Consider the following 13,427-nt stretch of genomic DNA (forward strand, 5'->3'; position numbering starts at 1 on the left):
AGAACCCGCGTAGCGTGCCTGGTCGACCCAGGCCGGCGATATCCGCCGATTGGGCGGTCACTGCATCAGCAACATGACACCGCACACAGCAAGTCGGATGTCCGACTCGCCCGTATCACTCTGGGTCGAAGTGTGAACGCGCGGTGTCAGCGGGCGCCCCCGGTGGGCTGCCGCAGGTAGCTGTCGCGACCGGCGCGGGCGAATCCCGCCACCGACGCGGCGTCGTGGTTCATGGTCATGTCACAGGTGTCCGTCCGGCGGGTCATCCCCGGGGAGTTGAAGTAGATCGCCGCCTTGATCTTCGGGTGCGCCTTCAGCGCCGCCGGGAACTCCTCGAACCAGCGCCGCTTCGCGTCCGGGTCGGCCGCGTCGAAGTTGGTGCCGAACTCGGCGAGCATCCGCGGCTTGCCGACCCCGAGACGGTTCTCGTCCAGCCAGCGGTAGAAGTTGCCGATGGTGGTGGCCGGGCTCTTCCAGACCTTGCTGCCGTTGCAGACGTGGAAGTTGTACGGGTCGTAGCCGACCCAGTCGACGTACCGGTCACCGGGATAGAGGCCGGCGTAGCGGTCGTAGTGGCCCGACCAGCCCATCATCGTCCACACCCACACCGCGTTGTCGGCGCCCGCCTTGGCGAACCGGTCGTGCACGTGCTGCCAGGCGCGGACGAAGTCGGCGTCGCTGCCCTTGGCCGGCTCGTCCTCCGGCTCGTGGTCGAAGCCCATGAACACCGGCACGCCGGTGTCGCGGATCCGGCCGGCGACCGCGTCGATGGTGGCGTCGTACCGGCCACTGTAGACGTCCTGCCAGGTCAGCACCGTGCCGGAGGAGAAGATCCGCGACTCCCAGGCGAAGAACATCAGCCGACCCTCGCGCATCTGCTGCCGCTGGTAGGCGTCGGGGAAGGCGCCGTTGCTGCCGGCGTTGGAGAAGTCGTGGTAGCGGTGCACGATGTCGAACTTGCGCCCGACCTGCGCCTCGACGTCGGCGACCGCGGCGCCGTGGTCCCAGCCGTCACCGGCGTTCGACGGGGAGTACATCCCCCACCAGGCGCCGCAGGAGGGCACCAGCCTGCTCGACACCGCGCCGCACCGGTCCGTACCGGCCGACGGGCTCGCCGACGGGCTCGGGGTGACGCGGGTGGGGCTGGCGCTGGGTGTCGGCCGCGGCGCGGGGCTCGGCGCGACCGTCCGGCTCGGCGACGGCGCGGCGCTGGTCACCACCGGCGTGGGCCGGGTGCCGACGTCGTAGCGGATCTCCAGGCGCGGGCGCAGGTCGGGGTTTCGGTTCTCCGTCGACGCCCAGTAGATCCTGGTCTCCAGCCCCGTCTGCGCGAGCGAGACCGTCCAGGTGCCGTTGCCCTTCACCAGGGCCGAGACGTCCCACTCGTTGAAGCCCTTTGCCACCTTCGAGACGGTGTCCAGGGCCGTCCCCGGCAGCGCCGGCGTCGGCCGGGCCGCGCGGGCGTCCACCGCGGAGGCGTGCGCGCTCACGGTCGCCGGGAACTCCTGCCACGCGTGCACCCGCAGCGTGGCCCGCACGTTGACCGCCGTCGCCGGCAGGGTCGTCACGGCGAACTGGACGACGGCCTCCCGGCCGCCCCGGGGGTTGCCGTCGCAGCGGACCGCGCAGGTCGCCAGCGTCGTCTTCGCCCCGTTGTCGCCGTCCTGCGGCACCATCGTCGCCGTGGTGTCGGCGGTCGCCGGGATCGACAGGTCGTCGGCGGCCAGCAGCGGCATGGTGGTGGCCACGATGCCGGCCACCACCGTGGCGCCGGCCACGCCGAGGACGACGGCCTTGCGCCGGGGGCCGGGGTGCCGGGTGAGGCGGTGCAGTCCGTGCCGAGCCAAGGTGAACTCCCTGTGTGTCGGGCGGTGACGGTCAGCAGCGTAACCACGGCCACGGCGTGACGTGGGGACGACAGCCGGACCTAAGCGCGTCTTAACCGTCGCCTAAGGATGCCCTGGACGACCACAGGGGACACTCTCGCCCCCGCGCCGGCGGTCAGGCGGCGCGGGCGGCGGCCAGCGCGGCGGCCATCGCCGCCCGGGGCGCGGTGACGCCCGTGAAGTGCTCGAACTGGCCCACCGCCTGGGCCAGGAGCAGGTCTAGGCCGGAGACGATCCGGCAGCCGGCCGCCTCGGCCGACGCGGCCAGCGGCGTCGGCCACGGGTCGTAGAGCGCGTCGAAGAGCACCGTGCCGGGCCGCCAGTCCGCCGCGACGGCCAGCGGGTCGGCGACTCCCTTCGGCACGGTCGAGATCACCACGTCGGCGCCGAGGTGGGTCGCCTCGTCGTCGTCCCAGGCCGCCGCGCGCATCGGCACGTCGACGGCGCGGGCCACCGGGCGCAACTCCTCGACGGCCGCCGGGCGGCGGGCCACCACGGTCACCGTGCCGGCGCCGAGCCGCCCCGCCGCAGCCACCGCCGCGCGGGCGGTGCCGCCCGCGCCCAGCACCGTCACCGTCGCGCCCGGGCGTACCCCGGCGTCGGTGAGCACCTCGACCATGCCGACGACGTCGGTGTTGTCGGCGTACCAGGAGCCGTCCGGGCGGCGTACCAGCGTGTTGGCGGCGCCGACGGCGGCGGCGACCGGCGAGACCTCGGCGGCCACCGCGAGCGCCGCCTCCTTGCCCGGCATGGTCACCGACAGCCCGGCCCACTCCGGGCCGAGGCCGGCGACCACGTCCGGCAGCTCCGCCGCCGCGCACTCGATCCGGGTGTACGACCACCCGGTGAGCCCCGCCGCCGCGTAGCCGGCGTTGTGGATCACCGGGGAGAGGGAGTGCGCGATCGGCGTGCCGAGCACCCCCGCCCGCCGTGCGGCCGTCATCAGATGATCCCGGCCTCCTTGGCCTTGGCCTCGTTCTTCAACTGCTCCTCGTAGGTCTCGGCGAAGGCGGAGTGTCCCTCCTTGTCGATCGCCACGAAGAAGAGCCACTTGCCGGGCGGCGGGTCCATCGCGCCCTCCATGGCCTGCTTGCCCGGGTTGTTGATCGGGGTGGGCACCAGGCCGGGCAGCTTGCGGTTGTACGGGTTCTTCGGGTTGTCCAGGTCGGCGGCCGTCATCTGGGCGGAGGTCTTGGTCTTCTGCCCGGTCAGCTCCAGGTAGTAGTTGACCGTGACGTCCATCTCCAGGCAGTTGCACTGGAACTCGCCGAACACCCGGTTGTACGCCACCCGGGCGACCTTGCCCAGGTCGTCCTTGTTGCCCGCCTCGGCCTGCGCCAGCGACGCGACGATCAGCGCCTCGTACGGGCTGATCTTGCGTTCCTTCTGCACCCGGTCGGCGAACTCCATCTCACCGGCCACGCTGAGGAAGTTCTCCACCATCAGCTCGATGATGGTCTCGGCGGTCGCCTTCGGCGGGATCTCGTAGGTGTCCGGGTAGAGGAAGCCCTCGATCGACGGCTTGACCTTCTTGTTGTCGGTGCGCTTGAACCACCAGTCCGGCACGCCCCGCGCGAGCGGGTCCTTCGCCGCCGCCTCGAAGTCCTTCACCGGGATCTTGGTCTTCTCCGAGAGCAGCTTGTAGATGTTCTTCGCCGTCCGGCCCTCCGGGATGGTGACCCCGTTGACGATCCGGTTCTTCAGGTCGAGCATCGCGGTGACCGCGCTCTCGCCGCTCATCTGCTTGCGCAGCTTGTACGTGCCCGGCTGGATGTTCTTGCTGCGGGCGTTGCCCTCGGCGGCCTCGATGAACGCCTTGGCGCTCTTCACCACGTCGGCGGCGACAAGCGCGTTGGCCATGTCGGCGATCAGCGCGCCCTGCTTGATCTCGACAGTCACCTCGCCGGTGCCCGCGCCGTCGTAGTCGGGGGTCATGAAGTAGCTCTGGACGCGGTCGAAGCCGTAGAAGGCGCCGCCGCCGATCCCGCCGAGCAGGACGATGGCGAGCAGCAGGGCCAGGACCGTCTTGCCCCGCCCGCCACCGCCGCCGGAGCCGTCCTTGCCCTTGCGCTTGCGCACCGCGCCGCGCCGGTGCTTGCCCTTCTCCCCCCGGTCCTGCTCGTCGAACCCGAGGTCAAGATCGTCCATCATCGCGTCCGCCTCCGCTGCGCGTCCAGCCAGCTCTGCAGAATCTCCACCGCGGCAGCCTGGTCGACCACCGCTCGTTGCCGTTTTCCTCGGACCCCACGCTCGGCAAGCCTACGAGACGCCACGACCGTGGACATCCTCTCGTCGGTGAGCGCCACCGGAACGGGCGCTATTACATCAGCCAGTCGGCCAGCGTACGCCTTCACGTGTACGGCGGCGGGACCGTGCTTGCCGGCGAGATTGACCGGAAGACCGACGACGATCTCCACCGCCTCGTGCTCGGCCACCAGCGCGGCGAGCGCGACCATGTCGGCCGGCACCGCGTCCGGGGCGGCGGTGAGGTCGCGGGCGAGGGTCACCAGCGGGGTGGCCAGCACGCCGTGCGGGTCCGAGCGGGAGACCCCCACCCGGACCTGCCCGACGTCCACCCCGAGCCGGACACCCCGGGACAACTCACTCACGGTCGGTGACTCCCCCTGAAACGGCGAACCAGGGCGGACCACGCGGGTCCGCCCTGGCCGCTGCGAGCACGTATCACGCGTCGGCGATCGCCTTCTCGACCGTGCGGAGCAGGTTCGGCGCCTCGGCGGCCGGCAGGCCGCCGCCCTGGGCCAGGTCGGGACTGCCGCCGCCGCGCCCGGAGAAGGCCGCCTTGACCAGGTCCGACGCGGCCAGGCCCCGGCTGCGCGCCGCCGGGTTCACCGCGACGACCAGCGACGCCTTGCCGTTGGCCCGGGCCGCCACCGCGACGACCGCCGGCCGCGCCGGGTCGATCTTGCCCCGGACCTCCTGGGCGAGGGTACGCACGTCGTTGCCGGCCGCGCCCTCCGGCGCCTCGGTGCCCACGTACGCGACCCCGCCCACGTCCTTGGCCTGCGCCGCGAGCGCCGCCGCGCCGCCGAGCACCAGCTGGGCCCGCAGCTTCTCCAGCTCCTTCTCGGCGTCGCGCAGCTGCGTCACGGTCTGCTCGACCCGGTCGGCGACCTGGTCGTTCGGCACCCGGTACAGCTCGGCGAGGCGGGAGACCAGCAGGTGCTCCCGGGCCAGGAAGTTGAAGGCGTCCATGCCGACCAGGGCCTCGACGCGCCGCACCCCGGAGCCGATCGACGACTCGTTGAGGATCTTCACCAGGCCGAGCTGGCCGGAGCGGGAGACGTGGGTGCCGCCGCACAGCTCGCGGGCGTAGTCGCCGACCTCGACAACCCGCACCTCCTCGCCGTACTTCTCGCCGAAGAGCGCCATCGCGCCGATGCGCCGCGCCTCCTCCAGCGAGGTGATGAAGGCGTGCACCTCCAGGTCGGCCAGGAGCACCTCGTTGACCTGCTGCTCGACGTCGCGCAGCACGCTCGGCGCCACCCCCGTCGGGGTGTTGAAGTCGAAGCGCAGCCGCCCCGGGGCGTTCAGCGAACCGGCCTGGGTGGCGGACTCGCCGAGGAAGTTGCGCATCGTCTGGTGCACCAGGTGCGTCGCCGTGTGCGACCGGGAGATGGCCCGCCGGCGGGTGGTGTCGATCTCGGCGTAGCCGGTCTCCCCCGCCCGCACCTCGCCCCGCAGCACCCGGGCGCGGTGCACGATCAGGCCGGGCACCGGCTGCTGCACGTCGAGCACCTCGACCTGGCCGCCACCGACGGTGATCATGCCGAGGTCGGGCTGCTGACCGCCGCCCTCGGCGTAGAACGGGGTGGCGTCGAGCACCAGCTCGATCGTGTCGCCCTCGACCGCCGCCTGGCGGGGGCCGTCGACGCCGAGCACCGCCCGCACCGTCGACTCCCGGGACACCTCGCCGTAGCCGGTGAACCGCACCGGGCCGCCCGAGTCGAGCACCGACCGGTACGCCGACAGGTCGGTGTGCCCGGTCTTGCGCGCCTGGGCGTCGGCCTTGGCGCGCGCCCGCTGGTCGGCCATCAGCCGGCGGAAGCCCTCCGCGTCGACCGCCAGGCCCTGCTCGGCCGCGATCTCCAGCGTCAGGTCGATCGGGAAGCCGTACGTGTCGTGCAGCTGGAACGCCTTCTCACCCGACAGCGCCGGCTTGCCGGCCGTACGGGTCTCCGCGATGGCCGTGTCCAGGATCGTGGTGCCGGCCCGCAGGGTGGACAGGAAGGCGTCCTCCTCCGCGTACGCGTAGTCGGCGATCCGGTCGAAGTCGGCGGCCAACTCCGGGTACGACGGGGCCATGCAGTCCCGGGCCACTGGCAGCAGCTCGGGCAGCGCCCGCTCCTGCCAGCCCAGCAGCCGCACCGACCGGATCGCCCGGCGCATGATGCGGCGCAGCACGTAGCCGCGCCCCTCGTTGCTCGGGGTGACCCCGTCGCCGATCAGCATCAGCGCCGTGCGCACGTGGTCGGCGATCACCCGCAGTCGCACGTCGTCCGGGTGCGACTCGCTGGCGACGTGGCCGGACCGGGCGCCGTAGCGCTTGCCGGTCAGCTCGGCGGCCTTGTCGAGGATCGGCCGGACCTCGTCGATCTCGTAGAGGTTGTCGACGCCCTGGAGGATGGAGGCCATCCGCTCCAGGCCCATGCCGGTGTCGATGTTCTTCGCCGGCAGGTCACCGAGGATCGGGTAGTCCTCCTTGCCGGTGCCCGGGCCGCGCTCGAACTGCATGAAGACGAGGTTCCAGAACTCCATGTAGCGGTCCTCGTCGACCGCCGGGCCGCCCTCGCGGCCGTACTCCGGGCCACGGTCGTAGAACAGCTCGGAGCACGGACCGCACGGGCCGGGGATGCCCATCGACCAGAAGTTGTCCGCCTTGCCCCGGCGCACGATCCGCTCGGCCGGCACCCCGACCGAGCGCCAGATCTCGAACGCCTCGTCGTCGTCGAGGTAGACCGTCGGCCAGATCCGCTCCGGGTCCAGGCCGAACCCGCCCTGCTCCCGGGACTTGGTGACCAGGTCCCAGGCGAGCGGGATCGCCCCGTCCTTGAAGTAGTCACCGAAGGAGAAGTTGCCGTTCATCTGGAAGAACGTGCCGTGCCGGCTGGTCTTGCCGACCTCGTCGATGTCGGGCGTACGGATGCACTTCTGCACGCTGACCGCCCGCCGGTACGGCGGGGTCTGCTGCCCGAGGAAGTAGGGCACGAACTGCACCATGCCGGCGTTGACGAACAGCAGGTTCGGGTCGCTGATGGCGGGCAGCGGAGCGGACGGCACCACGGTGTGGCCGTTCGCCTCGAAGTGGGCGAGGTACCGCCGCTTGATCTCCGCCGTCTTCATCGCTGGTGTTCCTCCGGAAAGATCTCTCGGTCGCCGATGCGCGGGTCCTCCCGCAGCTCGGCGAACTGGTCGTCGAACGCCTCGCCCTGGGCGAACGCCTCGTGGATCTCCTGCTCGCGCTCGGCCATCGCGATCCGGACGTCCTCCACGAAGCTACGCAGCGACTCCGCCAACCCGCCAGCGGATTCGGTCACCGTGCTGGCGATGCCGGCCGGGGTGTACGCCTGTGCGGTGCGGGTGGCCTTGCGGACCACCACCACGCCGACGGCCAGCCCGATGCCGAGCCAGAACAACCGCCTCATCTCCGAGCTCCTCCTGGTCGTGCCGGATCAACGGTTGCCGCGCTTGGCGGCCCGCCGCTGCTGCTTGATGGTGTCGCGCACCTCGCGCTCGGTCTCGGCGTGCCGGCGGGCGGAGGCGGCCTTGCGTACGCCGTAGCCGAAGGCGGCCACCTTGACCAACGGGTTGGCGGCGGCGGCGGAGACGACGGTCGCCAGGTTCGCGACGTTGGCGGTGACGTTCTGCGCGTGGCTGGTCATGGTGTCGACCTTGGCGAGCTGGAGGTTGACCCCGTCCAGGGAGGTCTGCACCTGCTCCAGGGCGGTGTTGACGTTCTTCACCGTGGTGTTCACGTCGCCCAGCAGCGGCGCGGTCCGGTCGTTCAGGTCGTTGATCATCCGGGTGGTGGCGTCCACGGTGTGCCGCAGCCGCAGGATGGGCAGCGTCAGGATCAGCACCAGCATCGCGAACGCGATCGCCGCGATCAGCGCCGCGACCTCGAAAAAGCCCACGCCTGTCCTCCTCAAGCAGAGTTCCGGGAACCCGACGCCCCCGGAACGTGCGACCGTCCTGCCCACACCGCCGCCCGGCACCCGCGAGGGGCCGGCGGGGGCTGGCGGTCCGCCAGCCCCAGACCCTACCGTCCGTGATGGAAACCGGCTCAGGACGGTGAGGGTGTCGGCGTCGCGAGCGGATCCTCGCTGACCGTCGGGAAGGGATCCTCCCCGGTGAGTGACGGGTCGGTGGTGGGCTGGGGCCGGGTCCGCTCGTCGTCGATCGCGTTGCGGACCTTCACCGACACCAACGAGCCGGAGCACTGCTCCGCAGCGGTCGCCGGTTCGGGCGACGGCACGACCGCCGGTTCCCCGTCCACCGGCGGCGGCACGCAGGCGGGCTCGCGTACCCACAGGTCGAGGGTCAGCTCGTCCCGGCGCCAGCACGTGTAGCTCCCCTTCGCGGGTTGCTCGGGGCAGCGGCTCACCTTCCACGGCTGCCAGCCGTCGTCGGCCAGCGCCCGCTCGTAGACCTGTGCCGTCTCCGCCGGCGGCCGCTCGGAGGTGGCCGTGCGTTCGCGGAGCCGGCAGTCGAGCAGGCACCACCGGCTGCCGCTGACGTCGTCGACGGTCTGCACCGCCGCCCAGCCCGGCACGTCCAGCTCGTCGAGGGTGTCGAAGACCGGATCGCGGCTGAGCGTACGGATGCCGAAGTAGAGCGGGACCGCGCCGAGCAGCACCACGCTGACCAGGGCGAGGATGCCCATCCGCAGCCGCCGCCGCTCACGCATCCGGCGGCGCAGCTCGGACCGCGCGCCGCGCAGCCCGCCGGGGCCGGCCGTGTCGTCGTCCGGCGACTCGGGCTCCGCGGGCCGGCGCAGCGCCGGTCCGTCCGCCGGCTCGACGGGTGGCACGACAGCCGCAGCGGCCCGCGCCACCACCGGCTCGCCCGCGGCCCCCGGCGGTGGCACCGGCGCAACGCCTGACGGCTCGGGCCGCCCCGGCTCACGGTGCGGCGGGATCGCCCGCCCGGCGGCGCGGTCCTCGGGCCCGGGGCGGGGCGCCGGGGCGGCCGCCCGGGCGGCACCGGAACCCGCACCGGGCCGGGCCGGGCCCGGCGCAGTGGCGGCCGGGCCGGACGAGGTCTGTTCGGCTCCCCCCGGTACGGCTGGGTGCGTCCCCGGACCGGCGGGGCCCGACGGGCCGGGCCCGGGACGGCGCGGGCCGGGCGGCGCGCTCAGGTTCGCGGCGGCCGGGGACGGCCGGGCGGCGGACGCCGCGCCGGCGGCCCCGGAGGGCGGTGTGACGGGCCGCGCGGCACCCGCCGGACCGGCGTCGGGCCGGGCGGTACCCCGGACGGGACCTGCCAGGCCGGGATCCGGACGCGCGGCACCCCGCGCCGGACCCGCCAGGCCAGGATCGGGACGCGCGGTGCCCAGGGCAGGACCGGCCGGGCCGGGGTCGGGACGCGCGGCACCCCGGACGGGACCCGCCAGGCCGGGGTCGGGACGCGCGGTGCCCAGGGCAGGACCGGCCGGGCCGGGGTCGGGACGCGCGGCACCCCGCGCGGGTCCGGCCGGGGGCAGGTCCGGGTGAGGCCGGCCGGCCGGGGTCGGGGCGCCGGGCGGCGGCGGTGCACCGGCCGGCGTGGGGCGGACGGCGCCCCGGGCCGGCGGCCCGGGGTGGGGGGTGTCGGCGGGCCGGGGCGGCTCGACGACGGGTTGGACCCGGCCCGCCGGCCGTCCGGGTTCGGTGGCGTCGGTGGGTCGCGGCGGCTGCACGCCGGGCCGCGCCCGACCTGCCGGGAGGTTGCCGGTCTCGGCGCCGCGCGGCTCCGGCCCGGGCGGCACCGGCGACGGACCGCCCGCAGCGGGCGGCACCGACCGCTTGACCGTCGGCAGGGCGGGGTCGGTGTGATGTGCCCGGCCGGCCTGCCGCAGCCAGTCGGCGGGGCGCTCCGGTCGGCCGGCCCGAGAATCACCGGGCCGGCGGCGCCCCGCTTCCCCGTCGGCCGGGCGCGGCGGGTTCTCCGCCTCGTCCGGGGCCGCGGGGCCGCCCAGGGGCGGGACCACCCCGGCGTCCGTACGACGCGCGGAGGGCTGGCCGCCGCCCGTGGCGCGTCCGGCCCGGCCGGAGGTCTCGTCGTCGCCGGCCGCACGCCGGCCCCGATCCGCGACCTCGACGTCGTCGGGTGCGGCGCGTCGGCCGCGCGGGGCGGGACCGTGCGCCGGCTGCGCCCCGACGCCGGGAGGCGCGGCGGGCGCACCGGGCACGGGCGGGGCGTTGCCGGAGCGCGGTACCGGCGGGGCGTCGCCAGTGCCGGGCACCGGCGGGGCATTGCCGGAACGCGGTACCGGCGGGGCACTGCCCGTGCGCGGTACCGGCGGCACCCCGCCCGGGCGGGGTGCCGGCGGCGCGTCCTCCTCGGCGGCGCGGCGTCGGCCGGCCGGCGCACCGGGGCGTCGGCCCCGGTCGGTGCCGTCGCCGTCGGGCATTGGCGGGGCGGCCGCCGGCACGGCTCCGGTGCCGTCCGTGGGGACGGGAACGCCGGCGTCGACCGGGCCCCGCCGCATCCGGCCGGACCGGGGGTCACGTCCGTCGGCGGGGGCGCCGCGCAGTTCGCCGGTCGGCGGACCTGCGGGCGGCTGGGGGGTGCCGGGGGCCGGGACCCCGACCCGGGCGGCGCCCACGGCACCGCCGGGCCGCCCGGCGGCGGCCGGTGGCGGCGTACCGCCCGGCACCGCCGCGCGGCCGTCGGGGCGCCGACCGGCGGGGTGCGGCGCGTCCGGGTGCGGGGGCACCGGCGCACCGGGACGCGGTCCGGTCGGCGTGCCGGCGTGAGCGCCGGGGGGCGTGCCGGGCGGCGGCCCGACCTGGGGGCCAGCGGCCGGACCGGGCTGCGGCCCGGTCCGCGGCTCGGCCTGCGGAGCCGCCGGGAAGCCGGCCTGCGGATGCGCCGGGAAGCCAGCCTGCGGATGCGGTGCGGGAGCCCGCTGCGGGCCGGCCGGCGGGGTCGCCTGCGGGCCCGTCGCGGTGCCGGCCGGTGCGCCCGCCGGCGGAATCGCCTGCGGGCCCGTCGGGGTGCCCGGAACGGGGCGTGGCCGCCGGTCCGGGCCGTCCGGGCCCGGTTGCGGACGACCGGCCGCCGGGGGGCGGCGGACGGGCTGGTGCGGTGGGACGGCCTCGGGGGCGGCGGGGCCGGCCGGCCGGGGTGGTTCCGGCGTACCGGGCCAGGGTCCGTCGACCGGACGGGAGCGCGGCGGCTCGGCGTCACCGCGACGCACCGGGGGTGCGGCGGCGGGGCCGGGGCCACGGTGGGGCGGCGGCCCGGCGGGGCCGGGAGCCGTCGGGTCACCCGGACGCGGGCCGGCAGGCGAGGCGGGTTCCAGCCCGCCCGGCCCCAGCTCGGTGCGCTGCTGCTTGGCCGAGCGCAGGTCGTCGATCCAGCCGAACTCCTCGCCGCTGATCGGCTCCTCGGGCTCGGCCTCGGCCTTGCCCCGTCCCCAGCGGCGCCCCTTGGCGCGGGAGTCGCGCCGCTCTTCGGGGCCGTCCTCCGGTCGCTCCGAACCACGCGATTTCACTGCTGACCCTCCCCGGCGGTGTCACTGCCGCCCTCTCGCGCCGCGTCGGCGCCGCCCGTGTCCGTCTGTCGGCGGCCGTTGTCCGCCGAACCGCTTCCCGTCCCCGTCGCCGGGGGCGCGGCCGGCGCGGGCAGCCCCCGGACGATACGGCGCAGCAGCGGCAGCCGGGTGGCGACCGAGCGCTCGGCGCCGTGCTGGCTGGGCCGGTAGTAGTCGGTGCCGGCGAGGTCGTCGGGGGCGTACTGCTGGGTGACCACGCCGCGCTGGTCGTCGTGCGGGTAGCGGTAACCGGTCCCGTGCCCCAGCCCCTTGGCGCCCGAGTAGTGCGCGTCGCGCAGCCCGCGCGGCACCGCCCCGCCCCGGCCGGCCCGCACGTCGGCGATGGCCGCGCCGATCGCGGTGGTCGCCGAGTTGGACTTCGGCGCGGTGGCCAGGTGGATCACCGCCTGGGCGAGGTTGAGCTGCACCTCGGGCAGCCCGACGTACTCCACGGCGTGGGCGGTGGCGGTGGCCACGCTCAGCGCGGACGGGTCGGCCATGCCGACGTCCTCGCTGGCGAAGATGACCAGGCGACGGGCGATGAACCGCGCGTCCTCCCCGGCGACCAGCATCCGGGCCAGCCAGTGCAGCGCGGCGTCCACGTCGGAGCCGCGCATGCTCTTGATGAAGGCGCTGGTCACGTCGTAGTGGGCGTCGCCGGCCCGGTCGTAGCGCACGGCCGCCACGTCGACCGCCTGCTCGGCGGTGGCGAGGTCGATCCGCCCCGCGCCGAGGGCCGTGGCGGAGCCCGCCGCCGCCTCCAGCGCCGTCAGCGCCTTGCGTACGTCGCCGGACGCGAGGCGTACGAGATGGTCCTCGGCCTCGGTCTCGAGGGTGAGCGCGCCGCCGAGGCCGCGCTCGTCGGCGACCGCGCGGCGCAGCAGGTCGCGCACCGCCGCGTCGTCCAGCGGCTGGAGGGTGAGCAGCACGCACCGCGACAGCAGGGGCGAGATGACCGAGAAGTACGGGTTCTCGGTGGTCGCCGCGAGCAGCGTGACCGTGCGGTCCTCGACGGCGGCGAGCAGCGAATCCTGCTGGGTCTTGCTGAACCGGTGCACCTCGTCGATGAAGAGCACCGTCTGGGGGCCGCCGGAGCGGCGCTGGCGGCGGGCGGTCTCGATCACCGCGCGCACGTCCTTGACCCCGGCGGTGAGGGCCGACATGGCGACGAACCGGCGGTCCGTGGCCCGCGCCACCAGGTGCGCGATGGTGGTCTTGCCGCTGCCGGGCGGGCCCCAGAGGATGACCGACATCGGCGCCGTGGCCGAGACGAGCTGGCGCAGCGGGGCGCCGGGCGCGAGCAGGTGATCCTGACCGACCAGCTCGTCGATGCTGCGCGGGCGCATCCGGACGGGCAGCGGCGAGTCCTCCCCCACCGCAGTGAACCCGTCCACACCGACGGAACCCGCGGGCGTGGGGGGCGCTCCGGCAGGTTCACCGAGGGAGAAGAGGGCGTCGGACTCCATCAGGGGAACAGTACAAGGCCCGGCCGACGACGCCGGAAGCGCGCCGTCGGGCCGGGCCCGAGATGATCGGTTGCGGTCAGCCGCGGCCCGGACGCCGGCCCCGGTACCAGCGGCCGCCACCGCCGCCGCCACCGCCGCGCGGGCCCCGACCGACCCCGGCCAGGTACAGGGAGAGCAGCAGCAGGCCGATCAGTACGAGGGTGTTCCAGTTGAACAGGTCCGGGGCACCGAAGTTGGTGTCCAGCAGGTCGATGAGCAGGGCGAAGCCGAAAACGACCGCCGCGAGAATGGCGAGCATGACGTTCCTCCGGTGGGGGTTCC

General features: G+C 75.0%; 10 protein-coding genes. All 10 read right to left on the reverse strand.

From position 1 onward, the window contains the following. Nucleotides 1-146: 146 nt before the first annotated feature. The gene (locus tag ACGFNF_RS09680) at nucleotides 147-1,847 is read right to left on the reverse strand and encodes a glycosyl hydrolase (RefSeq protein WP_393166939.1); all 1,701 of its coding nucleotides are present in this window, start codon (nucleotides 1,845-1,847) and stop codon (nucleotides 147-149) included. A gap of 154 nt (nucleotides 1,848-2,001) precedes the next feature. Further along, nucleotides 2,002-2,829 carry a shikimate dehydrogenase gene (locus tag ACGFNF_RS09685; RefSeq protein ID WP_393166941.1) on the reverse strand — a complete coding sequence of 276 codons (828 nt, stop codon included), beginning with the start codon at nucleotides 2,827-2,829 and terminating at the stop codon, nucleotides 2,002-2,004. Further along, entirely contained in the window at nucleotides 2,829-4,037 is a 1,209-nt protein-coding gene (gene mltG / locus ACGFNF_RS09690) for an endolytic transglycosylase MltG (RefSeq protein WP_393166944.1), read from the reverse strand. Before mltG ends, ACGFNF_RS09685 begins: the two co-directional genes overlap by 1 nt. Beyond that, nucleotides 4,034-4,495 (reverse strand): Holliday junction resolvase RuvX, encoded by a 462-nt coding sequence (ruvX, locus tag ACGFNF_RS09695; protein ID WP_393166946.1) that lies wholly within the window; start codon nucleotides 4,493-4,495, stop codon nucleotides 4,034-4,036. Before ruvX ends, mltG begins: the two co-directional genes overlap by 4 nt. A gap of 73 nt (nucleotides 4,496-4,568) precedes the next feature. Beyond that, nucleotides 4,569-7,247: an alanine--tRNA ligase gene (alaS, locus tag ACGFNF_RS09700; protein WP_393166948.1), complete on the reverse strand. Its 2,679-nt coding sequence runs from the start codon at nucleotides 7,245-7,247 to the stop codon at nucleotides 4,569-4,571. Beyond that, on the reverse strand, nucleotides 7,244-7,549 hold the full coding sequence (locus tag ACGFNF_RS09705) for a hypothetical protein (protein WP_132240143.1): 306 nt from the start codon (nucleotides 7,547-7,549) through the stop codon (nucleotides 7,244-7,246). Before ACGFNF_RS09705 ends, alaS begins: the two co-directional genes overlap by 4 nt. Before the next feature lie 27 nt (nucleotides 7,550-7,576). Next, nucleotides 7,577-8,038, reverse strand: coding sequence for a DUF948 domain-containing protein (locus ACGFNF_RS09710; protein WP_089000990.1), 462 nt, complete (start codon nucleotides 8,036-8,038; stop codon nucleotides 7,577-7,579). A 149-nt stretch (nucleotides 8,039-8,187) separates the two neighbouring features. Continuing rightward, nucleotides 8,188-8,811: a hypothetical protein gene (locus ACGFNF_RS09715; protein WP_311414457.1), complete on the reverse strand. Its 624-nt coding sequence runs from the start codon at nucleotides 8,809-8,811 to the stop codon at nucleotides 8,188-8,190. Between the two features lie 2,786 nt (nucleotides 8,812-11,597). Continuing rightward, on the reverse strand, nucleotides 11,598-13,106 hold the full coding sequence (locus tag ACGFNF_RS09720; protein ID WP_393166950.1) for a replication-associated recombination protein A: 1,509 nt from the start codon (nucleotides 13,104-13,106) through the stop codon (nucleotides 11,598-11,600). 76 nt (nucleotides 13,107-13,182) lie between these two features. After that, nucleotides 13,183-13,404, reverse strand: a complete 222-nt coding sequence (locus ACGFNF_RS09725; protein WP_089000992.1) for a hypothetical protein — start codon at nucleotides 13,402-13,404, stop codon at nucleotides 13,183-13,185. Between the last annotated feature and the right edge of the window lie 23 nt (nucleotides 13,405-13,427).

Origin of the sequence: Micromonospora sp. NPDC048868, from assembly GCF_043198195.1 — a bacterium.
Lineage (GTDB): Bacteria > Actinomycetota > Actinomycetes > Mycobacteriales > Micromonosporaceae > Micromonospora > Micromonospora reichwaldensis.

Bases quoted from the DNA above. Each gene is read 5' to 3' on its own strand.
- ACGFNF_RS09685 (WP_393166941.1), bottom strand. From the start codon at position 2,829: ATGACGGCCGCACGGCGGGCGGGGGTGCTCGGCACGCCGATCGCGCAC.
- mltG (WP_393166944.1), bottom strand. From the start codon at position 4,037: ATGATGGACGATCTTGACCTCGGGTTCGACGAGCAGGACCGGGGGGAG.
- alaS (WP_393166948.1), bottom strand. From the start codon at position 7,247: ATGAAGACGGCGGAGATCAAGCGGCGGTACCTCGCCCACTTCGAGGCG.
- ACGFNF_RS09705 (WP_132240143.1), bottom strand. From the start codon at position 7,549: ATGAGGCGGTTGTTCTGGCTCGGCATCGGGCTGGCCGTCGGCGTGGTG.
- ACGFNF_RS09715 (WP_311414457.1), bottom strand. From the start codon at position 8,811: ATGCGTGAGCGGCGGCGGCTGCGGATGGGCATCCTCGCCCTGGTCAGC.
- ACGFNF_RS09720 (WP_393166950.1), bottom strand. From the start codon at position 13,106: ATGGAGTCCGACGCCCTCTTCTCCCTCGGTGAACCTGCCGGAGCGCCC.
- ACGFNF_RS09725 (WP_089000992.1), bottom strand. From the start codon at position 13,404: ATGCTCGCCATTCTCGCGGCGGTCGTTTTCGGCTTCGCCCTGCTCATC.